We start from the raw sequence: 23,337 nt of genomic DNA on the forward strand, positions 1-23,337 counted from the left end.
ACCTTCTCGATGCGGGTGCGGGTCACCTGGATCTGCATACCCTCGGTGACCGAGCGGATCCCGCTGGCGCCGGACAACAAGCGCATCGAAGATGTCGAGCTCAACATGAGCCGGCAGATCGTCGAGGACCCGGGCGCTCCCGGCACCCAGGACGTCACCTACGCCGTGGCCAAGGTGAACGGCGTGGAGACGGGCAGGCTGCCAGTAGCCAATGTCGTTATCACGCCGGCTCGTGATGGTGTGCTGAGGGTCGGAGCAAAGCCCGGCACCGAAGTTCCGCCGGTCGCCAACGGGGCCCAGTGGGACTCTCTCGCGCAGTGCGAAGCGGGAGGTAATTGGGCCATTAACACTGGTAACGGTTTTTTCGGTGGCGTCCAATTCGACCAGAACACCTGGGAGCGACAGGGTGGTCTGCGGTATGCTCCGAGAGCCGATTTGGCGACAAGAGAAGAGCAGATTGCGATTGCTACGGTGACGCAAGCCCGGCAAGGCTGGGGAGCTTGGCCGGTGTGTAGTGGGAGGATTGGGGCGCGCTGACTATTCGACTGCTCGGGCGGACCGAGATACGACGCTTGGCGAAAGAGATCGACTTTCGACCACGCAAGGCCTTTGGCCAGAATTTTGTTCATGATGCCAACACCGTTCGGCGCATCGTGTCGGCTTCCGGGATCAACCGGAACGACCATGTGCTGGAGGTCGGGCCGGGCCTCGGGTCGCTGACCCTGCCCCTGCTCGATCGCGGCGCGAAGGTGACCGCGGTGGAGATCGACCCGATCCTGGCCAAGCAGTTGCCGGCCACCATCGCCGATCACTCTCACAGCGAGATCAACCGGCTCACCGTCATCAACCAGGACATCCTGACGTTGATGCCGTCCGATCTGGCCGAACAGCCGACCGCGCTCGTGGCGAACCTGCCGTACAACGTGGCGGTGCCGGCGATCCTGCACCTGTTGGCCGAATTCCCGTCGATTCGCACGGTGATGGTCATGGTGCAGGCCGAGGTTGCCGAACGGCTGGCCGCCGAGCCCGGTGGCAAGGACTACGGCGTGCCCAGCGCCAAGGTGCGGTTCTACGGCAACGTGCGCCGGCATGGGATGGTCTCGCCGACGGTGTTCTGGCCGATTCCGCGGGTGTACTCCGGGTTGGTGCGCATCGACCGGTACGAGACGTCGCCATGGCCAACGGACACCGCGTTCCGCGACGAGGTGTTCAGCCTCATCGACATCGGTTTCGCGCAGCGCCGGAAGACCTCTCGCAATGCGTTCGCCGACTGGGCGGGGTCGGGCAACGAGTCGGCGGAGCGGCTGCTGGCCGCCAGCATCGACCCGTCCCGTCGCGGTGAGACCCTCGGGATCGCCGACTTCGTCCGGCTACTGCAGCGGGCCAAGGAGGCCGCGGGCGAGGCGGCGGCTCAGGTCGAGGCGGCAGCCCGACTCGAGGCGACGCAGAAGGCCTAGCCTCTACGTCTCTCGGCGTCCAATGTGAAGAAGATCGCGAGATTTTTCGACAATCTCGCGATCTTCTTCACACTGGGCCGTCCAACGCCTCGCAAACCTGGCCGATGAACTCCGAGCAGGAGCCGTGGCGCCGGTCGGCGTCCTTGGCCAGTGCGGTTGCCACCACGCGATCGAGCGCGGGCGGAATCCACGTGCACCGCTGCGATATTCGCGGTGGCCGGCTGTTCATCTGGTGCTCGATCAGGCCCATCGCGTCGTCGGCGGCAAATGGTGGCGATCCGGTCAGCAACTCGACGGCGGTGCAGGCCAGGGCGTACTGGTCGGTGGCTCCCGTCGGCGCCCGGCCGGCCAGTAGCTCGGGTGCCGAATAGGGCAGGGACGCCACCACATTCGGGTGCGGCGCGGCCGCCTGACGGGTGATCCGGCGCGCTGGGTCGAGGCTCAGCCGTGAACTGTTGTGTGCCAGCCGGGCCGCCACATCCTCGGCCATCGAGTGCGCCACTCCGAAGTCGATCAGCACAGCCCGCGAAAACGGTTGATCGACAATGATGTTCGCGGGTTTGACGTCGCAGTGCACGATTCCGCGCCGGTGCGCGTGGTCGAGCGCGCCGGCGATCTGGGTCAGCGCGGTGAGGCGCTCGGCGAGGTCGGTCAGGCCGCTGACCGTGCCGCCTTCGAGCAACTCGGCAGCCAACCAACCCGGGCCCGCCGCGTACACCGTGACGATGTTGGGATGGTCGAGGCGGCGCGCGAGGTCGAAGACCCGCTGCAGCCGGGCCAGGTGTTCGGGGCTGCGGTGCTGATCGTCGAGGACCTTCAGCGCGACGGTGTGTCCCTCGAAGTTTCTCGCCCGGTAGACCACGGCCGACCCGCCGCGGCCGATGACGTCCGCCGCCGTGTATCCCGCGACGATCACCTCGGGTGAGGGCATCGTCTCAGCTTAAGTTCACCGACAACGACGGGTGGGCGGCGATAGTGTCGTGGCCGTGTCAGCATCCGACGGCAGTACCGCCTCCGAGTGGGTCCCCACCGGTTCGGTCAGCGTGCGTGTCCCCGGCAAGGTGAACCTGCACCTGGCCGTCGGCGATGTGCGCGACGACGGCTACCACGACCTCACCACGGTGTTCCACGCCGTGTCACTGCTGGACGAGGTGACCGTGCGCAACGCCGACGTGTTGTCGTTGACCGTGTCGGGAGAGGGCGTGGAGTCGGTGCCGACCGACGAGCGCAACCTGGCGTGGCGGGCCGCTGAACTGATGGCCGAGCACGTGGGCCGCGCACCGGATGTGGCGATCAGCATCGAGAAGTCGATCCCGGTGGCCGGTGGCATGGCCGGCGGCAGTGCCGACGCGGCGGCGGTGCTGGTGGCGATGAACACCCTGTGGGAGCTCGGGGTGCCGCGCCGCGACCTGCATGCCCTGGCCGCCCAGCTGGGCAGCGACGTGCCGTTCGCGCTGCACGGCGGCACAGCGCTGGGCACCGGGCGCGGCGAAGAGTTGGCCACCGTGCTGGCCCGCAACACCTTCCACTGGGTGTTGGCATTCGCGCACCGGGGGTTGTCCACGCCGAAGGTGTTCGGCGAGCTGGACCGGCTGCGGGCGGACACCTCGACCGGAGGGCCACCGCGGGCCGAGGAGCCTGAGCCGGTGCTGGCGGCGCTGGCCTCCGGCGACCCGGCCGAACTTGCCGCCCTGCTCGGCAATGACCTGCAACCGGCCGCGTTGAGCCTGTATCCGGATCTGCGCCGGACCCTGCGGGCCGGGGTGGAGGCCGGCGCGCTGGCGGGCATCGTGTCCGGATCGGGGCCGACGTGTGCGTTCCTGTGCCCGTCGTCGACCGCGGCGGTGGATGTCGGCGCCGAATTGGCGGGGGCCGGGGTGTGCCGGACGGTGCGGGTGGCCAGCGGGCCCGTCAGCGGGGCCCGGGTGGTGCCGACGCCGACGACGTCCGTCTGAGCTGCGCAGCCCGCAGCGGCGGGGAACAGATGTGACGCAGACCTCAATTACCGCGAGGGTTTGGCCAGTTACTTAAGGGTCTCTTAAGATGGGCGACGGTGAATGCTAGCGGTTTCCTCTCGGATGCGACTTGTGCGCCCGCCACCCCTGATCGCGGGCGGTCGCACATCTGTGTACCCGGACCTGCGGCATCACCGGATCGAGACATAACTGCTGCCCAATCGTGCACGCGCGCCTACCCAAAAGCGTTGCGCAGCGGGCGGAGCATGGAGAACCGTGTATCGGCAGCCGGCGTTTTGCCGCCGGTGCCAGGGTCGCGGAAGCCAAGGAGGTCGTCGTGAGCAGATTCACCGAGAAGATGTTCCGCAATGCTCAGGAGAGCACACGCGGCATGGTGACCGGCGAACCACACGAGCCGGTTCGTCAGACCTGGGGCGAGGTTCACGAGCGGGCTCGGCGCATCGCAGGCGGCCTGGCCGCCGCGGGTATCGAACACGGTGACGCCGTGGGCGTGCTGGCCGGCTTCCCGGTGGAGATCGCCCCGACCGCGCAGGGCGTCTGGATGCGCGGCGCGAGCCTGACCATGCTGCACCAGCCGACCCCACGTACCGACCTGGCGGTGTGGGCCGAGGACACCATGAACGTGATCGGCATGATCGAGGCCGACGCCGTCATCGTCTCCGAGCCGTTCCTGGTCGCCATCCCGGTGCTTGAAGAAAAGGGCATCAAGGTGCTCAAGGTGGCCGATCTGCTGGCCGCCGACCCGATCGACCCGGTGGAGACCGGCGAGGACGATCTGGCGCTGATGCAGCTGACCTCCGGCTCGACCGGATCGCCCAAGGCCGTGCAGATCACCCACCGCAACATCCACTCCAATGCCGAGGCCATGTTCGTCGGCGCGGAGTACGACGTCGACAAGGACGTCATGGTCAGCTGGCTGCCCTGCTTCCACGACATGGGCATGGTCGGCTTCCTGACCATCCCGATGTACTTCGGCGCCGAGCTCGTCAAGGTCACGCCGATGGACTTCCTGCGTGACACGCTGCTGTGGGCCAAGCTCATCGACAAGTACAAGGGCACCATGACCGCGGCGCCCAACTTCGCCTACGCATTGTTCGCCAAGCGGCTGCGCCGTCAGGCCAAGCCGGGCGAATACGACCTGTCCACGCTGCGGTTCGCCCTGTCGGGTGCCGAACCCGTCGAGCCGGCCGACGTCGAGGATCTCATCGACGCCGGTAAACCGTTCGGGCTCAAGCCCTCGGCGATCCTGCCGGCCTACGGCATGGCCGAGACCTGCCTGGCGGTGTCGTTCTCTCCGTGCAACGCCGGCCTGGTGGTCGACGAGGTCGACGCGGACCTGCTGGCCGCGTTGCGCCGCGCGGTGCCCGCCACCAAGGGCAACACCAAGCGGCTGGCGTCGCTGGGTCCGCTGCTGCGGGACCTGGAGGCTCGCGTCGTCGACGAGAACGGTGAGGTCATGCAGCCTCGCGGCGTCGGGGTCATCGAACTGCGCGGGGAGTCGCTGACGCCCGGCTACATCACCATGGGCGGTTTCCTGCCGGCCCAGGACGAGCACGGCTGGTACGACACCGGCGACCTCGGGTACATCACCGAGGAGGGCAACGTCGTGGTGTGCGGTCGCGTCAAGGACGTGATCATCATGGCGGGACGCAACATCTACCCGACCGACATCGAACGTGCGGCCGGCCGTGTCGAGGGCGTGCGCCCCGGCTGCGCGGTCGCGGTGCGCCTGGATGCCGGGCACTCACGCGAAACCTTCGCTGTCGCAGTCGAATCCAACGCCTGGCAGGACCCGGCCGAGGTGCGTCGCATCGAACATCAGGTGGCACACGAGGTGGTCTCCGAGGTCGACATGCGGCCGCGCAACGTCGTCGTGCTGGGCCCGGGCAGCATCCCGAAGACGCCGTCGGGCAAGCTGCGTCGCGCCAATTCGGTCTCGCTCGTCACCGGCTGACCCGAGCCGCAGCTGCGCGAGCGTGCGGGTCTGCCGCGCGACACACCGCACTTGATCGGCACTTTGCGCACGATCGCGCTGACGCGCGGCCGGCGCCATTTCTTCGGAAAATGACACGCGGTCTCCGTTTGGACCGCAAGCGAACTGGGCATCTCCTGTGTATTCTGACGCCGAACTACTTCTAGGAGAGGACCGGAATGGTCAATACCCGATGGCTTTCGGCGATCCTCGGAGCGGGCGTTATCGCCGCGGGGATCTCTGCGGGCACCGCATGGGCGGGTGGCCCGGGTGGATATGTGGAAGGCGACCCCGAAGACACGTTTGCGGCGGTCGGTACCGGCGATTTCGTCGGCACCATAGGGGGTTTCACCGCAACCGGTGACACCAGTGAAGAGGCTTCGGCTGCGGTGATCGCGGCTTGCCAGGCCGCAGGTGGTGTGGACTGCACCGCAGACCAGGTGACGAACGACAATCTCTGCATCGTGTCTGTCGCCAGCGACAGCAACTGGGCCGTGGCCGGCGGCGCCGGGCCGACGGTGGAAGCCGCCCGCCAGGACGCCTTCAACCGGGCAGCGGCAAACAACACCCCGCTCGATGCGGATTCTCCCGTTGTCGTATCGGCCTGCCCCTGATGAGCGAGCGGATGCCGGCGCGTTTCGCGCATGACCACTCTGGTATCGCGGTCGTAGCCCGGAAAGGGAAGGACATGATGACAGGTCGCGGGAAGTTTGCCTTCGTGATGGCAGGTCTGGCGGCAGTATCGGTGATCTCGGCGCCGATGGCGTCCGCGCGACCGACCTGCCAGGACACGGCCACCAAGACCATCTGCACGACCAACGGCAGCACGTCGATCAAGGCGCGCCCCGGTACGACGGCGCCGCCGGCCAATATCCCGGTGTTCCCGTGGCTGGGAATGCCCGGCGCCCGCCGCTGACAATACGAGTTTCATCCACCGCGCCGCGAGCGTGCGTGTCGGTTTGCCTGACATGCGCGCTCGCGGAAGTGTTTTGGGCCTGGGCAGCGTCAGCAGCCGGTTGAAATCAGCCTGAGTGCAATGCCCGACCCGGGTGCGCCTGCGGCACTAGGGTTCAGCGGCGATGACGACACATGGCGGTGAGTTTCGGTTGTGGGCGTTCGGTGATGCCCACGTCGGTACGGACAATCAGTTCGGCAGGCAGAGTCTGGCCGAGGCGATCCGTCAGTCGGAGTTCGGTGGCGCGCAAGGCGGGCCGCCGTTCGACTGGGACATCGCTGTCGATGTCGGCGACATGTCGGGGGCGCACCACAGCCTGCCCGACGATGCCGAGGGGCGCGAGGTCCGACGGCAACTGTCGGTGATGCGCAAACACCGGCGTGAAGATGTGTACTCGGTGTGCGGAAACCATGATCGCAGTGGGCTTTCCGAACCCGACGCCTGGTGGTGGCAGAAGTGGATCGACCCGCTGGGCGAGCACACGGTACATTCCGGCGTCGACGCCGGCGCCCGGCGGTATCCGATAACCGGGACGTGGGAACGGTATTCGTTCCGAGTCGGCAATCTGCTGTTCCTGATGCTCAGCGACCGCAACGAACCGTCGCAGACCGTGGGCCGGGGCGCGCTCGGCGGCAACCCGGGCGGGGTGGTCTCCGAGGAGACATTCCAATGGTGGGCGAACATGGTTGAGCAGAACCGTGATTCGATCATCGTCACGGTGCACCATTACGTCCTCAAGGACACCACGGTGGCGTCAGGGGAGTGGGAGGGAGTGCGTCGTGGCCCGGACGGAGAACTCCACGAGCATTACCACCGCCCGTTTCTGGAGGGCACGCCACAGGGTGCGTCCTATCTGTACTGGGTTGGCGGTAAGCCGGATTCCGGAGCGTTCGAGCGGTACCTCACCGCACATCCGCGCGCGGTCGCGCTGTGGTTGGCCGGCCACACGCACACCCACCCCGACGACAACCACGGAGGCAAGACGCATATCGAACAGTCTTGGGGCGGAACCTTTTTCCTGAATGTCGCGTCGCTCAGTCGCCACCACATGCCGATCACGACCCTGCCGATCAGCCGGCTGCTCACCTTCCGCCCCGGCAGTCGCGAGGTGCGGGTGCAGTGTTATCTGCACACCGATCAGTACGCGGCGCAGGGGTGGTACACCAAGGCCGAACGCACGCTCGCCCTCGACCGGCCCTTCAGCTGGTGAACGTCACCAGGCGTGCACGGTGTTCTGGGCCGGCTCCAGGCCCTGGGCGATCAGCAGCTCGGTGGCGTCGGCGGCCTGCTCGCAGATCGTCGGCACCTCGGCCCGTTCGGCGGCGGTGAACGCCTCCAACACGAAGGCTGCCGGATCCTTGCGGCCCGGGGGACGGCCCACCCCGATGCGGACTCGCTGAAAGTCCTTGCTGCCCAGGGCTGATGCCACCGACCGCAGCCCGTTGTGGCCGCCTTCGCCGCCACCGACCTTGAGCCGGATGCGGCCGAAGTCGATGTCGAGCTCGTCGTGGATGACCACGATCCGGTCGGGCGGCACGGAATAGAACTTGGCCAACGGTCCGACCTGACGGCCGGACTCGTTCATGTAGCACCGTGGTTTGGCCAGTACCACGGGAGCTCCGGCGAGCCGCCCGGTGATCACCTCGGCTCCGGATTTCTTGTGCACCTTGAAGGCCGAGCCGATGCGGGCGGCCAGCACATCGGCCACCATGAACCCGACGTTGTGCCGGGTCTTGGCGTAGGCGGGCCCGGGGTTTCCCAGGCCCACCACCAGCAGCGGCTCGGCCATCGATGCAGATGTCCTACGGCGTTATTCGGCCGACTCTTCGGCAGCCTCGGCAGCCGGCTCCTCGGCCGGGGCCTCGGCGGTCTCGCCGGCGCCTTCGGACTCCAGCGCCTCGGCGCTCGGGGCCTCGACGACGTTGACCACGAGCAGCTCGGGATCCGACACCAGCGAAACGCCGGCCGGCAGCTCGATCTGGCTGGCCAGGAACTGGGTGCCGGCCTCGACGCCCTCGACCGACACGGTCAGGTGCTCGGGGATCGACAGGGCCTCGGCCTCGATCTCGATGGTGTTGGCGTCCTGGGTGACCAGGGTGCCCGGGGCGGCGTCGCCCTCGACGGTGACGGTGACCTCGACGGTGACCTTCTCGCCACGGCGCACGACCAGCAGGTCGGCGTGCTGGATGGTGCGGCGGATCGGGTGGATGTCCAGCGCCTTGGTCAGGGCCAGCTGCTCGGTACCCGCGATGTCGAGGGTCAGCACGGCGTTGGTGCCCGAGTGGCGCAGCACGGCGGCGAACTCGCGGGCGTTGATCTCCAGGTGCTGGGGCTCGGTGCCGTGGCCGTACAGCACGGTGGGCACGTTGCCGTCGCGGCGGGCCTGGCGCGAGGCGCCCTTGCCGGTACGGGTGCGCACGGTGGCGGTCAGCTTGTTGGGGGCGGCGGCATTCTTCGCCATGGTGTTGCTCCTCTGGTTGCGGTACTGCGGTCAGATCGTCAGCACGGCAAGGGTCACAACACTTACAGAAGTTCCCGCCGATAACGGTGGCCAAAAGGTCCACCCTCGCCGTGACGCCAGGTCAGGGTAGCAAATGCGACGCGTCGGGCAAAAATCGCGCCGTCCGACCTACAGCGGGTATGTGGTCTTGGTGAGCTGCTCGGACAGCTCCCACAACGCTTTCTGGGTGGCCACGTTGCGGGCCAACGGGCTGCGACCGCCGGGTTGGCTGGGGCCGAACTGGCCGAACCGCGGGCCGATGAAGCTGTCGCCGGGTATGTCCTGCGAGATCGCGTACAGCGACTGGCGGGCGCCGAACGTCGCGTCGGTGGCGAACACGCGGTTGGCCGTCGCCATCATCCGGGCGCCGAGCTTGTTGCCGGTCTGGCCCTGCAGATTGGTGGCCGAGTAGCCGGGGTGCGCGGCCACCGCACGGACCTGTGAGCCCGACGCCGTCAACCGTCGCTGCAACTCCGAGGTGAACACGAGGTTGGCCAGCTTGGACTGCCCGTAGGCCAGCCAGGCCGAGTACGGCCGTGACTTCCAGTTCAGATCGCGCAGGCTGATCTTGCCGATCCAGTGCATCAACGACGACACCGTCACCACCCGGTCGGTGACCTTGGGCAGCAGCAGATTGGTCAGGGCGAAGTGGCCCAGGTGATTGGTGCCGATCTGGCTCTCGAAGCCGTCGACGGTGCGACTCAGCGGGACGGCCATGATGCCGGCGTTGTTGACCAGGACGTCGACGCTCTCGACGGTGTCGGCGAACTCGTGCACCGAGGCCAGATCCTGCAGATCGAGTTTGCGGACCTCGACCTGCCCGCCCGCCATCGTCTCGGCGGCCGCAGTGCCCTTCTCCAGATTGCGCACCGCGACGGTGACCTTGGCGCCGACGCGGGCAAGCTCACGGGCGGTGATGAGGCCCAGCCCGCTGTTGGCGCCGGTGACGATCACCCGGCGGCCGCGAAAGGAGGGCAGGTCGGCACTGGTCCATCCACTCATGCCGCTACCTTACGGTCATTTCTTCGCGACGTTGAAGCCCGTGATGATCGATTCGATGTCGGGTCCTTGCGCCGCAGCCTCGTCCGCGTATGTCGTGATGGTCAGCTGAATGAGATAGCGCTGCGGAGGCTGCAACCCGTCGTCGGGGATGACGATGCGGTTGTAGGTCTGCATGCGTCGGCCGTTGAGGTCGTAGCTGCCCTCGATCATCGCCGAGGGGAAGCCCTTCCAATCCGCGTGGGAGGCGTTGAGCTGCTTGAAGTTTTCCGACAGCTGCGCGTCGGCGTAGCCGTGTTCTTGCAGCGCCTTGGGCACGTCGAAGTCGCCGTGCAATGCGAAGGCCAGCAGCATCGAGGTCGGGTATGTGTTGCCCTTGGCGATCATCCGGGTGCCCGGGGCCAGGTTCGGGTTGTTGTACGGCTGCCAGCCCGGTGGGCTGGGCATGGTGACGCTCAGGTGCGGGATCTTCTCGGGCGCAATCGGTTCGCCGACCACGCCGGAGTCCTCGAGGTACTGCCACAGCGGCACCGGTTGAGTTTCCGCATCGGGGGCCGGAGTTGTCGAACTCGTCGTCCAGATCGACTGGTAGTCCGGGGTTTCCGCGCCGCAGCCGGTGACCAGGACCGCCAGGGCGCCGGCCGTGGCAAACAGCCGTTTCACAGAATCTCGCGCACCGAATCGATCGGCCGGGCCAACCGGGTGCCGTTGTCGGTGACGACGAAAGGCCGCTCGATCAGGATGGGATGTTCGGCCATCGCATCGAGCAGTTGTTCGTCGGAGGCGTCGGCCAAACCCAGTTCGGTGTAGAGCGATTCGCGCTTGCGCACCGCGGTCCGCACGTCGATACCCGCGTCGGCGATCAGCTTCTTGATCTCGTCACGGGTCGGCGGCGTCTTGAGGTACTGCACGACCTCGGGTTCGATCCCGTTCTCGCGCAGCAGGTCCAGCGTCTTACGGGAGGTCGAGCATTTGGGGTTGTGAAAAATCACGGCGGCGGGCCGCCCATCAGACTCGGCCATTAAGCCGACCCGTCGAACAGTCCGGTGACCGAACCGTTTTCGAACACCGCCCGGATCGTCGATGCCAGCAGCGGCGCGATGGACAGCACGGTCAACTGTGGGAACTGCTTGTCCTCGGTGATCGGCAGCGTGTTGGTGACGATCACCTCGCGGGCACCGCACTCGGCCAGACGCTGCGCGGCCGGATCGGACAGCACGCCGTGGGTGGCGGCGATCACCACGTCCTTGGCGCCGTCCTGCTTGAGCAGTTTGACCGCGCCGGCGATGGTACCGCCGGTGTCGATCATGTCGTCGGTCAGGATGCAGGTCTTGCCCTTGACGTCACCGACCACCCGGTTGGACACGACCTGGTTGGGTACCAGCGGGTCGCGGGTCTTGTGGATGAAGGCCAGCGGGACACCGCCCAGGGAGTCGGCCCACTTCTCGGCGACGCGCACGCGGCCGGAGTCGGGGGAGACCACGACCATGTCCGCGCCGGCATAGTTCTCGCCGATGTAGCCGCACAGCAGCGACTGCCCGCGCATGTGATCGACGGGGCCGTCGAAGAAGCCCTGGATCTGGTCGGTGTGCAGGTCCACCGAGACGATGCGATCGGCGCCGGCAGTCTTGAGCAGGTCCGCGACCAGGCGCGCCGAGATCGGCTCGCGGCCGCGGTGCTTCTTGTCCTGCCGCGCGTAGGGGTAGAACGGCAGGATCGCGGTGATCCGCTTGGCGCTACCGCGCTTGAGCGCGTCGATCATGATGAGCTGTTCCATCAACCACTGGTTCAGCGGGGCCGGGTGGCTCTGCAGGACGAAGGCGTCGCAGCCGCGCACCGACTCGTCGAACCGGACGAAGATCTCGCCGTTGGCAAAGTCCCGGGCGGTCTGCGCCGTGACCTCGATTCCGAGTTCTTTGGCCACCTGCTCCGCCAACTCAGGGTGCGCACGCCCCGAGAACAGCATCAAGTTTTTTCGATTGTCGGTCCAGTCCGTGGCCACTTGGCTGCCTTCGCGGTTGGGGATCGATACGGAGCAATCGTACGTAGCGTTTCTGCTTGTTCGTAGCCGGGTTACCAGATTGCCAACACCAAACGTCTCAGGTTGAGATCGTCAACGCTGAAGATCGAGGCCACGTGGTGGCCACAATCTTCAGCACAACAGGTCAGTCGGTCTCGCCGCGCGCTTCTCGGGCCGCTTCCGCGGCAGCTTGGGCCGCGGCCGACCCCGGACGCTTCCGCTCGACCCAGCCCTCGATCGTGCGCTGGGCATTGTCCGAGACCGCCAATGCTCCGGGTGGCACGTCGTCACGCAGCACGGTGCCGGCACCGGTATAGGCACCGTCGCCCACGGAGACCGGGGCGATGAACATGGTGTCGGAGCCGGTCCGCACATGGGACCCGATCGTGGTGCGGTGCTTGTTCTCGCCGTCGTAGTTGACGAACACGCTCGACGCCCCGATGTTGCTGTGGTCGCCGATATCGGCGTCGCCGACGTAGGTCAGGTGCGGCACCTTGGTGCCCGTGCCGATCGTGGAGTTCTTGGTTTCGACGAAGGCGCCGAGCTTGGCCTCGGCACCCAGGATCGTGCCGGGCCGTAGATAGCTGAACGGCCCGACGGTCGCGCCTGCGCCGATCACCGCGAGCTGAGCGTGGGTGCGCACCACCGACGCGCCGTCACCCACCTCGACGTCGGTCAGGGTGGAGTCCGGGCCGATCTCGCAACCGGCACCGATCTCGCAGGCGCCGAGCAGTTGCGTGCCGGGACGGACGACGGTGTCGCGGCCGATGGCCACGTCGACGTCGATCCAGGTGGTGGCCGGGTCGATGATCGTCACCCCGGCACGTTGATGGCGGGCGACGATGCGGCGGTTGAGTTCGGCGCCAAGGTCGGCGAGCTGCACCCGGTCGTTGACGCCGGCCACCAGCGCACTGTCGTCGACGTGCATGGCCCGTACGGTGCGGCCGTCCTGGCGCACGATCGCGATGACGTCGGTGAGATACAGCTCCTGCTGGGCGTTGTTCGAGCTCAACCGGCTCAGCGCCGAGCGCAGGTCGGCGATGTCGAAGGCGTACACCCCGGCGTTGACCTCGCGGATGGCCCGCTGCGACTCGGTGGCGTCGGCCTGCTCGACGATGCCGATCACCTCGTTGTCCTGCGTGCGCAGGATGCGGCCGTAGCCGGTCGGGTCGGGCACCGTGGTGGTCAGCACGGTGGCCGCGGCCGTCGCTGCGCTGTGGGTGTCGATCAGTCCGGCCAGGGTGGCGGCATCGAGCAATGGGACATCGCCCGAGGTCACCACGACCGTGCCGGTGAACTCGTCGGGCAGCGCGCTCAACCCGCAGGCCACGGCGTGGCCGGTGCCCAGCTGCTGGTCCTGGATCGCGACGTCGATGGTGCGGCCCAACTTGCCGGCGAGCTCGTCGACCGCGGGGGCGATGCGTTCCCGGTCATGGCCGAGGACGACCACCAGGTGGCGGGCGGTGGCATTGGCCACGGTGTGGACGGCGTGGCTGAGCATGCTGCGACCGCCCAATGTGTGCAGCACCTTGGGGGTGTCCGAGCGCATTCGGGTTCCGGCACCTGCTGCCAGTACGACGACTGCGGCCTCGGTGGTCGACACAGTTCCCCTCTCCGCTGCGTGCTGCTGGCCGATTGGCACGCCTGAGCTCCGTCGCCAGGACTCGAACCTGAACTATCTGAACCAAAATCAGAGGTGCTGCCGATTACACCACGACGGAATGTTCGGGAGAGACTCTAGTCGAACGGTCTAGCCTGATATGCGTGGCAGCACCCGAGAAGGAAGTGCGGGCCCCTCGAGCCCGGATGACCGGCAGCGAACGACGCCAGCAGCTGATCGAGATCGCCAAGTCGTTGTTCGCCGAACGGGGCTATGAGGGCACCTCGATCGAGGAGATCGCCCAGCGCGCCAGTGTCTCCAAACCCGTGGTCTACGAGCACTTCGGCGGCAAGGAAGGCCTGTACGCCGTCGTCGTCGACCGGGAGATGTCGGCACTGCTGGACGGGATCACCTCGTCGCTGACCAATAACCGGTCGCGGGTGCGCGTCGAACGGGTGGCGCTGGCGCTGCTGACCTACGTCGAGGAACACACCGACGGCTTCCGCATCCTGATCCGCGATTCGCCGGCCGCCATCACCTCGGGCACGTACGCCACGCTGCTCAACGACGCGGTCAACCAGGTGTCCTCGATCCTGGCCGGGGACTTCTCCCGTCGCGGGCTCGATCCCGACCTGGCGCCGCTGTACGCCCAGGCGCTGGTCGGGTCGGTGTCGATGACGGCGCAGTGGTGGCTCGACGTGCGCGAGCCCAAGAAGGAAGTGGTGGCCGCGCACGTCGTCAACCTGGCCTGGAACGGGCTGACGCACCTGGAGCCGGACCCCGTGCTGCACGAGGAGTAAGTCGAAGCTGCAACTCAACGGTTGCAGATGCAGGGCTTGATGTGCAACCCTTGGGTTGCAACAAGACCGCCAGAGAGGAAGCCCTGACATGACCACCGACTACGACCGCATCGAGCGCGAGATCACCATCGACGCACCGGCGCAACGCGTCTGGGATCTCGTGAGTCAACCCGGTTGGTACATCAACGACGAGCAGATCACCGAACACGACATCGAGCGTGACGGCGACATCGCCATCGTCACCGACCCCACCCACGGGAAGTTCGCGTTGCGCATCGTCACGCTCGATGAGCCGCGCTATGCGGCCTTTCGCTGGCACATCGACCCCGACGATCTCGAAAGCGCATCCACCCTCGTTGAGTTCTGGATCACCCCAGCTCCGTCCGGCGTGGTCCTGCGCGTGGTCGAAAGTGGATTCGCCTCGCTCGACGAGCCCGAGGCCGACCGCCGCTCCCGGTTCGATGACCACAGTGGCGGTTGGGTGCTCGAACTCGGCCTCGCCCAGAAACATCTCACAGGAGCCGCTGCCGATGCCTGAGAACGCCTCGCCGGTACAGGTTTTCGCTGCGCTCGCCGACGACAGCCGCTGGCAGGTCCTGGTCGCGCTCGGGCGTCGGCCCGCGTCGGCATCGGCGTTGGCCGACGAACTCCCGATCAGCCGCCAGGCCATCGCCAAACATCTGAAAGTGCTCACCGATGTGGGCTTGGTGGTGGCCACCCGGGCGGGCCGTGAGATCAAGTACGAGGCGGTGGGAGCTCGGCTCAGCGAGGTGGCGCGACGGCTCGACGGTATCGCGGCCGGCTGGGAACGCCGCCTGGCCAGGATCAAGAACGCCGCCGAGCGGGACGGCTGACGGCGCTCAGCCCAGATCCCGCGACAACAGATCGGCCGTCGTCTCCCGGCGCACCAACATTCGCGACGCCCCGTCACGCACCGCGACCAGTGGGGGCCGGCCCACCATGTTGTAGGTCGACGCCATGCTGTGTTGATAAGCGCCGGTGCAGGCGACGGCCAACAGGTCGCCGGCGTGGATACCGGTGGGTAACTCGACGTCGCGAACGATCTCGTCCCCGGCCTCGCAGTGCCGGCCCACCACGGTGGCCACCATGGTCGGGCCAAGCGGGTGCCGGTTTGCCAGGGCCACAGTGTATTTCGCGTCGTAGAGGGCCACCCGGGGGTTGTCGCTCATGCCGCCGTCGACTGCCACGAAGGTGCGCCCGCCGGGCTGGGACTTCACCCCGCACACCCGGTACAGCGTCACCCCGGCGCGGGCGCTGATGGCCCGGCCGGGTTCCACGACCAGGCGCGGCCGGGGGAAGCGTTCGCCGGAACACGCCGTGGTCAATGCGTCGTCCACGACGGCCGCGAACGCTGTGATGTCCAGCGCCGCATCCCCGCGCACATACGGAACCCCATGCCCGCCACCGATGTTCAGTTCGGTCAACACCACACCGTGTTCGGCACGGATATCGGCCATCGCACCGATCAGGCGGCGCACCGCCTCACCATAGGGCGCCGGATCGGTGATCTGCGAACCGATGTGGCAGTGCAGGCCGACGAGGTCGAGGTTGGGTGTGGCCAGGATGCGGGCGGCCGCGCGCGACGCCCGCCGATCGGCCAGCGCGAAACCGAACTTCTGGTCGGTCACACCGGTCGTCACCGCTCGGTGCCCACAGATGTCGATGTCCGGCGTGACCCGGATCAGCACCTGCTGCGGGCGACGCACCAGCCCGGCCAGGTAGGTGATCTCCATCGGCGAATCGATCACGATCCGGCCCGCCCCGACGTCGATGGCGTCGCGCAGTTCGTCACACGATTTGGCGTTGCCCTGCAGCACGATCCGCGCCGGGTCGACACCGCCGGCCAGGGCCGTCGCCAACTCACCGGCCGAGCACACGTCGATGCCCAAGCCTTCTTCGGCAGCCCACCGGGCGACCGCGGTCGTCAACAGTGACTTGCCGGCGTACACCACCTGCGTCTGGCCCAGCGCGGCCCGGTAGCGACGCGCGCGGGTGCGGAAATCGGTCTCGTCCAGCACATACGCCGGCGTGCGGTACTGATCGGCGATGTCGGTCAGGGCCACCCGGCCGACAGTGATCCGGCCGAGTTCGTCGACGCCGGTGGTCAGTGGCCAGATGTTCGGGTCGAGCCGTGGCCGGGTGGTCGCTCGCAGTGAGGGCAGGATGTCCAGCAATGTCATGACTTCACCGTGTGCCGCGCGGCCGCCTACGTCATCGGGTTTGACGGTTCCTTGACGCCGATGGGGCCGATCCTGACGGGGTCCAGTTACTTCGGCGCGGCATCGCGGGCTTGCCGCTTCGCTTCGGCGGTCAGGTAGCAGCCGGTGGTGACTTGGAGGGTTGAGGCCTTCATGGAACCGAATGCCAGTCGGCCGCTGTCTGGGTCGCGGATGGTGAGGTCTTTGGGGTTGTCGTCGGTGGCGTTCTCGGTCCGGCTCGTCACGTCTGTGTATCCATACTTGGCGGCGATGTCGATGACGGCTTGAGATGCCTGGTGCCACAGGGCTGCGGGCACGGGAACATCCGACGTGTAGTGCGGACCGAAGTCGATTCTGCCGTCGGTAGAGCCGAACTCACCGCAGGGCGTGCGGGTGCCCTCGCTGTCACGTAGCCAATTTCCGCCAGGCACGATTCGAGATAGTTCGGTGGTGATCTCTGCAATCATCCGGTCGCGTTCGGCGACGACTTCTTCGGCGTCGCGGCGTTCCAGCAGGGCGCCGAGTTCTTTCGGTGTGCCGTAGCCGTAGTCGCCTTCACCTTTTACCGGGGGCATGGTGTCGAATATATGGCCGCACCCTGCGAGCACTATTGCCAGAGTGACAGCAATGATGATTCTTCCCATTCAGCCCTCCGCTCGTAAATAATGCTCATCTTGACCCAAATTAGCCACCACGACCGCCTGGTTGTAGAGCGCAGTCGTGTTGGAGAACGAGTATTTGCTATGCCCTGTCGATTCGTCTCGCGGACCTAGCGGTGTGGTTTCGGCATTGGTGGACAAGTCGGTGAACCCAGGCAGATCTGAAGGAATCGTCTGACCGAAGATCCTCGCGTTGGCCACCCAGTCGCCTTTCGAGTGCTCGACATAGACATGCCCTTCGGGCAAGTGGAGATTCGATGGTGAGGTATCGATGCGGTACTGCTGTGGACTGGTTTCCAGGCCTGGCGAACCCATAAACACGACGTCGTCGGCAGCGGTGCCTCGCTGCAGTGCCTCGCTGGCGAGGGTCGACCCGTAGGAGTGGCCGAGAACGGTGAGATGTGGATCGGTGTCGCGGGAGCTGTCGAGGCCGTTGATGAATGAGGCCAATGCAGGTGCGTTGTCGTCGGCGTAGTGCGGTCGGGTGGCTTGCAAGACGTTGGATGGCGGCTCGTAACCGAGCCAGGCGACGGTGGCGACGGTGGCGACGGTTTCGTCTGCCTTCTTGGCATCTCTCAACACTCGCTCAGTTTCCGTCTTGAGCCACGTCGCCTGCTCGACGTACGCGGGCAGATCGTTGCCGTCTGTCGGGTTGTCGTACGTTATCGAACCCGTGCCCGGTACATACACGCTGACGTGGTCGGCGGTATCGACGTTGCCGATCGCCAGCGCCACTTTCGGATGCTCGCCGTCGAAATCGACAACAAGAAGCTGACGATCCGGCTCGGACAGCGCCTTGTCGATCTCGACCAGCGTGGCCCGTTCTTCTGCAGTCAGATTCGGATCGTTGCGCAGGGTGCCCAGCCGGTTGCGATTGGCCAGGTCACGCGCGGTTCCGGGCACTCCGTCTAGGTTTCCGACCCATTCTGGCCGCTCGACGATGATTCGGTTGCGCTCCTCCTCACTCAACGAGTCCCACCACTGGTTGACCTCGGTATCGGTGGCGCCGCCAGGCGGCTTGAGGGATTCGAGATCGCGCTTGAACGGTGACTCCGGCGGATCGCCGGTATTGCTTGCCTTCGGATCTCCGGTTCCAGATGCGCTCTGTCTGACAGCGTTGGCAAGTGCTTCGTCGACCGAGTCAAACTGCTGGAGAAGGCTTTTCAGGGTGGACGTGTAGGCGGCGGCCAGTTTAGGTGTCATGAGCTTGCTTGAGCCCGCAGCGGTGACGGTGCCATCGTCGCTGACGTTGGCGCCGAGGCTCATCGCCTGTTTGGACACGTTGAGGATCTCGGACCGCAGCGGCGTGAGATTGGACTCTCCGGACTTCAGAGCGGTCTGGATGTTCGCCAAGCGCGACTGCAGGTCCACCAGCTGTCGGAGATTCTTGTTACCGGCGGCCAACGCTGCGTCAGCTGCAGTGCCTTTCCAGTCCGCGGCCAGACTCGCCAGAAGCTGCCTCTGATTACCGATCAGTTCATCGAGCCGATCGATCTTTCCCTGCAGTTGGGCTGCGGAGTCGGACAAGGCGGACGGATTGCTGGCGGTGACGGTGGAGATCGTGACGGTCATCGGCCGCTCCCGCCCATCACTGCTCCTGTCTGAACGCTCGCTGTCAAAAAGCTAGCAGGGTGCGGCCGGGGTTCGGTGCACCAAAATCGTGCCCGCGTGTGCGGGGCGGACCCGAAATCGCAGCCCCGTAGAATGGGGGCATCATGACCGCACCGGGGCACAACCATGTTCAGACCCCGATCGCGGGTCTCATCGAGCTGGCTTTGACCGATCCGTCCCTGCAGGACGTCATTCACCGCGCCGCCGACCGGCCCGCCGATCTCGCACTCGTGGGTCCGTCGAGCGCCCGAGTGTTGGTGGCCGCTGCGCTGGCCCAGCAGGGCCCGTTGCTGGTGGTCGCCGCCACCGGCCGGGAAGCCGACGATCTGACCGCCGAGCTGCGCGGCGTGTTCGGCGACGCCGTCGCCCTGTTCCCGTCCTGGGAGACCCTGCCGCACGAGCGACTGTCGCCGGGCGTGGAGACCGTTGGTGCCCGGTTGCTGCTGCTGCGCCGGTTGGCCCACCCCGACGACGAGACCCTGGGGCCGCCGTTGCGGGTGGTCGTGACCACCACCCGTTCGCTGTTGCAGCCGATGGCCCCCGACGTGGTGGGGGTCGAGCCGGTGACATTCACTGTTGGGGCGGAAGCCGAGTTCGAAGCCGTCATCACCCGGCTGGTCGACCTGGCCTACACCCGGGTCGACATGGTCGGCAAACGTGGCGAGTTCGCCGTCCGCGGCGGCATCCTCGACCTCTTTCCCCCGACCGCCGAGTATCCGGTGCGCGTCGAGTTCTGGGGCGACGAGATCTCCGAGATGCGGTGCTTCTCGATCGCCGACCAACGGTCGATCCCCGAGGTGCCGGTGCAGAACGTGGTCGCGGTGCCGTGTCGCGAGCTGCTGATGACCGCCGAAGTCCGCGAGCGTGCGGCGGTCCTGGCCGCCGAGCACCCCACCCATGAGAACAGCGTGCCCGGCAGCGTGCCCGACATGCTGGCCAAACTCGCCGAGGGCATCCCGGTCGACGGGATGGAGGCGCTGCTGCCGTTGCTGCACCCGGTGCAGCCGACGACGCTGACGCACCATTTGCCCGAGGGTGCTCCGGTGCTCTTGTGTGATCCGGAGAAGGTGCGGACCCGCGCGGCCGACCTGATCAAGACCGGCCAGGAATTCCTGGAGGCATCCTGGTCGACGGCCGCGGTCGGCGGCGACGCCCCGATCGACATCGAGGCGATGGGTGCCTCCGGTTTCGTCCCGTTCACCCAGGCGCGCGAAGACGCCGTGGCCGACGGGCATCCCTGGTGGACGTTGAGCCAGCTGCCCGACGAGCGCGCCACCGAACTCGATCTACGGCCGTCCCCGTCGGCGCGCAGTCAGCAGAGTCTCGACGAGATCTTTGCGATGCTGCGCGCCCACGTGGCCACCGGCGGATACGCCGCGGTGGTCACGCCGGGCACCGGTACTGCGCACCGCGTCGTCGAGCAGCTCGGTGAATCCGATACGCCCGCAGCCATGTTGGAGCCCGGTGCGGCACCCAAAGCGGGTGTCGTCGGCGTGCTGAAGGGGCCGCTGCACGACGGTGTGGTGCTGGCCGGAGCCAACCTCGTGATCATCACCGAGACCGATCTGACCGGCAACCGGGTCACCGCCTCGGAGGGCAAAAAGCTTGCCGCCAAACGACGTAACGTCGTCGATCCACTGGCGCTGACCGCCGGTGATCTCGTGGTGCACGATCAACACGGCATCGGGAAGTTCGTCGAGATGACCGAGCGGGTGGTCGGCGGCGCGCGCCGCGAGTACCTGGTGCTGGAGTACGCGTCGTCCAAGCGCGGCGGGGGATCCGACCGGCTGTACGTGCCGATGGATTCGCTGGATCAGCTGTCGCGGTACGTCGGCGGTGAGGCGCCGTCGCTGTCGAAGCTGGGCGGCAGTGACTGGGCGAATACGAAAACCAAGGCGCGCAAGGCGGTTCGTGAGATCGCCAGTGAACTGGTGGCGTTGTACGCCAAGCGGCAGTCCGCCCCGGGCCACGCGTTCGGCCCGGACACCCCGTGGCAGAACGAGATGGAGGATGCCTTCGGCTTCACCGAGACCATGGACCAGCTGACCGCGATCACCGAGGTCAAATCCGATATGGAGAAGCCGGTTCCGATGGACCGGGTGATCTGCGGCGACGTGGGCTACGGCAAGACCGAGATCGCGGTGCGGGCGGCGTTCAAGGCGGTGCAGGACGGTAAGCAGGTCGCGGTGCTGGTGCCGACGACGCTGCTGGCCGATCAGCATCTGCAGACCTTCACCAATCGCATGGCGGGTTTCCCGGTGACGGTGAAGGGGTTGTCGCGGTTCACCGATCCGGCCGAGTCGCGGGCCACCATGGAGGGGATGACCGACGGATCGGTCGACGTGGTGATCGGCACGCACCGGCTATTGCAGACCGGGGTGACGTGGAAAGACCTGGGGCTGATCATCGTTGACGAGGAACAGCGCTTCGGCGTCGAGCACAAAGAGCACATCAAGTCGATGCGCACCCACGTCGACGTTCTCACCATGAGCGCCACGCCGATCCCGCGCACCCTGGAGATGAGCTTGGCCGGCATTCGCGAGATGTCGACGATCCTCACCCCGCCGGAGGAGCGCTACCCGGTGCTGACCTACGTCGGTCCGCATGACGACAAGCAGGTGGCGGCGGCACTGCGTCGTGAGCTGCTGCGTGACGGGCAGGCGTTCTACATCCACAACCGGGTGCGCACCATCGATCAGGCCGCCGCGCGGATCCGCCAACTCGTGCCCGAAGCGCGCGTCGTTGTCGCACACGGACAGATGAACGAGGAGACGCTCGAAAAGACCGTCGAGGGCTTCTGGAACCGGGAGTACGACATCCTCGTCTGCACCACGATCGTCGAGACGGGCCTGGACATCTCCAATGCCAACACGCTGATCGTCGAGCGGGCCGACACCTTCGGCCTGTCGCAGTTGCACCAGTTGCGCGGCCGGGTTGGGCGCAGTCGTGAGCGCGGCTACGCCTACTTCCTGTATCCGCCGAATTCTCCGCTGACCGAGACCGCCTATGACCGGCTGGCCACGATCGCGCAGAACAACGAGTTGGGTGCGGGCATGGCAGTGGCCATGAAGGACTTGGAGATTCGAGGCGCCGGCAACGTGCTGGGCGTGGAGCAGTCGGGCCACGTGGCCGGTGTCGGTTTCGATCTGTATGTGCGGCTGGTCGGTGAGGCCGTCGAGGCGTATCGCGCGGCGGCTGACGGGAAAACCGTTGCCACACCGCAGGAGCCGAAAGAGGTCCGTGTCGATCTGCCGGTCGACGCGCACCTGCCACCGGAGTACATCGACAGTGACCGGTTGCGGTTGGAAGGCTATCGACGGCTGGCCGCCGCGACGGACGAGGGCTCGATTCGGGCCGTGGTGGACGAACTCGTCGACCGGTACGGTCCGCTGCCGGTCGAGGCGCAGCGCCTGGTCGCAGTGGCGAGGCTGCGGTTACTGTGCCGTGACTACGGCATCACCGAGATCGGCGCGGTGTCGGCGTCGACGATCCGGGTGTCGCCGCTGGTGTTGCCTGATTCCGCGCAGCTGCGGCTCAAGCGCATGTATCCGGGTGGGCACTACCGGGCCACCACCTCGACGGTTCAGGTGCCGATTCCGCGGGAGAGTGACGGCATCGGGTCACCGCGCATCCGTGATCTTGACCTTGTGCAATGGGTTGCCGGCCTGGTGCTCGTGCTCAACGGACAAACGGACGGCACGTTCGACGTCACTGCCGGATTTAATTCTCCGGCCTGAGCGCCTGGTAGGGCCACCTTTTTGCGTGGCCACGACGCCGAATCGCCGAAGCGTTGATAACGCGTCGGGCTGCCGATCCGACAAACATCACGGGGGTCAAGGTATTGCGTAGTCGTCCAGGAGAGTGGCGGCGAGATCGTCGGCCATAAGGCGGTCATGCAATTTCCCAAACCGAACATCACGCGACTGCCACCGATTGGTGCGGTCGCGGTGAGGCAAGGCGAAGGAGTGACCATGAACTTCAAGAAGTTTGCAGTAACCACGACAATGGCCGGTGCACTGGGACTTGGTGCGTTCGGCCTGGGTACGGGCATGGCGCACGCGGTTCCCGATGTGCCACAACCGCCCCCGATTCCGGCGCCGGCTGCGCCGGGTGTGAACGTGCCGAGCGTGAATGTTCCTGATGTGAATGTTCCCAGCGTGAACGTTCCTGATGTGAACGTGCCGAGCGTGAATGTTCCGGATGTGAACGTGCCCAGCGTGAACGTTCCCGACGTGAATGTTCCCAGCGTGAATGTTCCCGATGTGAACGTGCCCACTGTGCGGTTCCCCGAGGTGGACAATTTCTTCCGGCAGCCGAACGGGAACATCGCACCCGGGCAGTTGATGAACTCGCCGACGATCAACGGCGTGGCGAATCCCTTCTTCGGAATCCCGCCTGGTCAGCTGAAGAAGCTGCCCACGGTCAACGGGGTCGTCAACCCGTTCTTCGATGAGACGCCGGGGCACTGGGTGATCCCGGATGCCCCGCTCCAGCCGGAGTCCTGAGTCCGGCGGATGTGACATGATGGCCGCCTTGCCTTCGGGCAGGGCGGCCATCCCGTCTCTGCAC

Annotated in this window: 22 protein-coding genes, 1 tRNA gene and 1 pseudogene; 12 read left to right on the forward strand and 12 right to left on the reverse strand. The window is 66.5% G+C overall.

Annotated elements, in window-relative coordinates:
- The coding region (locus A5740_RS11755) for a resuscitation-promoting factor (RefSeq protein ID WP_175616227.1) at positions 1 to 537 on the forward strand (537 nt) is incomplete at its 5' end.
- Positions 534 to 1,468 (forward strand): annotated as a pseudogene (gene rsmA, locus A5740_RS11760) (16S rRNA (adenine(1518)-N(6)/adenine(1519)-N(6))-dimethyltransferase RsmA); the annotation flags it as partial. The gene A5740_RS11755 and the pseudogene rsmA, both read left to right, overlap by 4 nt.
- A 56-nt stretch (positions 1,469 to 1,524) precedes the next feature.
- On the opposite strand, the gene A5740_RS11765 reads toward rsmA, so the two are convergent.
- The gene (locus A5740_RS11765) at positions 1,525 to 2,388 is read right to left on the reverse strand and encodes a serine/threonine-protein kinase (protein WP_076194233.1); all 864 of its coding nucleotides are present in this window, start codon (positions 2,386 to 2,388) and stop codon (positions 1,525 to 1,527) included.
- A 55-nt stretch (positions 2,389 to 2,443) separates the two neighbouring features.
- On the opposite strand from A5740_RS11765, the gene A5740_RS11770 reads away from it, so the two are divergent.
- The 5 genes from A5740_RS11770 to A5740_RS11790 all read left to right on the forward strand — a co-directional run bounded on the left by A5740_RS11770 (position 2,444) and on the right by A5740_RS11790 (position 7,570).
- Positions 2,444 to 3,412 (forward strand): 4-(cytidine 5'-diphospho)-2-C-methyl-D-erythritol kinase, encoded by a 969-nt coding sequence (locus A5740_RS11770; protein WP_076194308.1) that lies wholly within the window; start codon positions 2,444 to 2,446, stop codon positions 3,410 to 3,412.
- A 337-nt stretch (positions 3,413 to 3,749) separates the two neighbouring features.
- A complete protein-coding gene (locus A5740_RS11775; protein WP_076194235.1) occupies positions 3,750 to 5,387 on the forward strand; it encodes a fatty acyl-AMP ligase in 1,638 nt (545 codons plus the stop codon).
- A gap of 197 nt (positions 5,388 to 5,584) precedes the next feature.
- On the forward strand, positions 5,585 to 6,019 hold the full coding sequence (locus A5740_RS11780; RefSeq protein WP_076194237.1) for a DUF4189 domain-containing protein: 435 nt from the start codon (positions 5,585 to 5,587) through the stop codon (positions 6,017 to 6,019).
- A complete protein-coding gene (locus tag A5740_RS11785; RefSeq protein WP_254849152.1) occupies positions 6,019 to 6,321 on the forward strand; it encodes a hypothetical protein in 303 nt (100 codons plus the stop codon). The genes A5740_RS11780 and A5740_RS11785 overlap by 1 nt, the downstream gene beginning before the upstream one ends.
- A gap of 163 nt (positions 6,322 to 6,484) precedes the next feature.
- A complete protein-coding gene (locus A5740_RS11790) occupies positions 6,485 to 7,570 on the forward strand; it encodes a hypothetical protein (RefSeq protein ID WP_076194238.1) in 1,086 nt (361 codons plus the stop codon).
- A gap of 3 nt (positions 7,571 to 7,573) precedes the next feature.
- On the opposite strand, the gene pth is transcribed toward A5740_RS11790, so the two are convergent.
- The 8 genes from pth to A5740_RS11830 all read right to left on the reverse strand — a co-directional run bounded on the left by pth (position 7,574) and on the right by A5740_RS11830 (position 13,600).
- A complete protein-coding gene (pth, locus tag A5740_RS11795) occupies positions 7,574 to 8,149 on the reverse strand; it encodes an aminoacyl-tRNA hydrolase (protein ID WP_076194240.1) in 576 nt (191 codons plus the stop codon).
- 21 nt (positions 8,150 to 8,170) lie between these two features.
- Complete coding sequence (locus A5740_RS11800) at positions 8,171 to 8,821, reverse strand: 50S ribosomal protein L25/general stress protein Ctc (protein ID WP_076194241.1); 651 nt, start codon at positions 8,819 to 8,821, stop codon at positions 8,171 to 8,173.
- 168 nt (positions 8,822 to 8,989) lie between these two features.
- Entirely contained in the window at positions 8,990 to 9,862 is an 873-nt protein-coding gene (locus A5740_RS11805) for an oxidoreductase (RefSeq protein ID WP_076194243.1), read from the reverse strand.
- A gap of 15 nt (positions 9,863 to 9,877) precedes the next feature.
- A complete protein-coding gene (locus A5740_RS11810) occupies positions 9,878 to 10,522 on the reverse strand; it encodes an LpqN/LpqT family lipoprotein (protein ID WP_076194244.1) in 645 nt (214 codons plus the stop codon).
- A complete protein-coding gene (arsC, locus tag A5740_RS11815; protein WP_076194246.1) occupies positions 10,519 to 10,881 on the reverse strand; it encodes an arsenate reductase (glutaredoxin) in 363 nt (120 codons plus the stop codon). The genes A5740_RS11810 and arsC overlap by 4 nt, the downstream gene beginning before the upstream one ends.
- Positions 10,881 to 11,861 carry a ribose-phosphate diphosphokinase gene (locus A5740_RS11820; RefSeq protein ID WP_076194247.1) on the reverse strand — a complete coding sequence of 327 codons (981 nt, stop codon included), beginning with the start codon at positions 11,859 to 11,861 and terminating at the stop codon, positions 10,881 to 10,883. The genes arsC and A5740_RS11820 overlap by 1 nt, the downstream gene beginning before the upstream one ends.
- Positions 11,862 to 12,024: 163 nt before the next feature.
- Positions 12,025 to 13,482: a bifunctional UDP-N-acetylglucosamine diphosphorylase/glucosamine-1-phosphate N-acetyltransferase GlmU gene (gene glmU / locus A5740_RS11825; RefSeq protein WP_076194249.1), complete on the reverse strand. Its 1,458-nt coding sequence runs from the start codon at positions 13,480 to 13,482 to the stop codon at positions 12,025 to 12,027.
- 46 nt (positions 13,483 to 13,528) lie between these two features.
- Positions 13,529 to 13,600 (reverse strand) — tRNA-Gln (locus A5740_RS11830).
- 85 nt (positions 13,601 to 13,685) lie between these two features.
- On the opposite strand from A5740_RS11830, the gene A5740_RS11835 reads away from it, so the two are divergent.
- The 3 genes from A5740_RS11835 to A5740_RS11845 all read left to right on the forward strand — a co-directional run bounded on the left by A5740_RS11835 (position 13,686) and on the right by A5740_RS11845 (position 15,133).
- Positions 13,686 to 14,279 carry a TetR/AcrR family transcriptional regulator gene (locus A5740_RS11835; protein ID WP_076194312.1) on the forward strand — a complete coding sequence of 198 codons (594 nt, stop codon included), beginning with the start codon at positions 13,686 to 13,688 and terminating at the stop codon, positions 14,277 to 14,279.
- A gap of 88 nt (positions 14,280 to 14,367) precedes the next feature.
- The gene (locus A5740_RS11840) at positions 14,368 to 14,817 is read left to right on the forward strand and encodes an SRPBCC domain-containing protein (RefSeq protein ID WP_076194251.1); all 450 of its coding nucleotides are present in this window, start codon (positions 14,368 to 14,370) and stop codon (positions 14,815 to 14,817) included.
- Entirely contained in the window at positions 14,810 to 15,133 is a 324-nt protein-coding gene (locus A5740_RS11845) for a metalloregulator ArsR/SmtB family transcription factor (protein WP_076194253.1), read from the forward strand. The genes A5740_RS11840 and A5740_RS11845 overlap by 8 nt, the downstream gene beginning before the upstream one ends.
- A gap of 6 nt (positions 15,134 to 15,139) precedes the next feature.
- On the opposite strand, the gene lysA is transcribed toward A5740_RS11845, so the two are convergent.
- The 3 genes from lysA to A5740_RS11860 all read right to left on the reverse strand — a co-directional run bounded on the left by lysA (position 15,140) and on the right by A5740_RS11860 (position 18,729).
- Positions 15,140 to 16,480 carry a diaminopimelate decarboxylase gene (gene lysA, locus A5740_RS11850; protein ID WP_076194254.1) on the reverse strand — a complete coding sequence of 447 codons (1,341 nt, stop codon included), beginning with the start codon at positions 16,478 to 16,480 and terminating at the stop codon, positions 15,140 to 15,142.
- 86 nt (positions 16,481 to 16,566) lie between these two features.
- Positions 16,567 to 17,073 (reverse strand): LppA family lipoprotein, encoded by a 507-nt coding sequence (locus A5740_RS11855; protein ID WP_254849153.1) that lies wholly within the window; start codon positions 17,071 to 17,073, stop codon positions 16,567 to 16,569.
- A 69-nt stretch (positions 17,074 to 17,142) separates the two neighbouring features.
- Positions 17,143 to 18,729, reverse strand: a complete 1,587-nt coding sequence (locus tag A5740_RS11860) for an alpha/beta hydrolase (protein ID WP_076194258.1) — start codon at positions 18,727 to 18,729, stop codon at positions 17,143 to 17,145.
- A 143-nt stretch (positions 18,730 to 18,872) separates the two neighbouring features.
- Between A5740_RS11860 and mfd the strand changes: the two genes are divergently transcribed.
- Together mfd and A5740_RS11870 are read left to right on the forward strand one after the other, a co-directional pair.
- Positions 18,873 to 22,505 carry a transcription-repair coupling factor gene (gene mfd, locus A5740_RS11865; RefSeq protein ID WP_076194259.1) on the forward strand — a complete coding sequence of 1,211 codons (3,633 nt, stop codon included), beginning with the start codon at positions 18,873 to 18,875 and terminating at the stop codon, positions 22,503 to 22,505.
- Between the two features lie 234 nt (positions 22,506 to 22,739).
- Positions 22,740 to 23,273, forward strand: a complete 534-nt coding sequence (locus A5740_RS11870) for a hypothetical protein (protein ID WP_076194314.1) — start codon at positions 22,740 to 22,742, stop codon at positions 23,271 to 23,273.
- Positions 23,274 to 23,337: the final 64 nt, after the last annotated feature.

The organism is Mycobacterium sp. GA-1841 (assembly GCF_001954135.1).
Taxonomy (GTDB): domain Bacteria; phylum Actinomycetota; class Actinomycetes; order Mycobacteriales; family Mycobacteriaceae; genus Mycobacterium.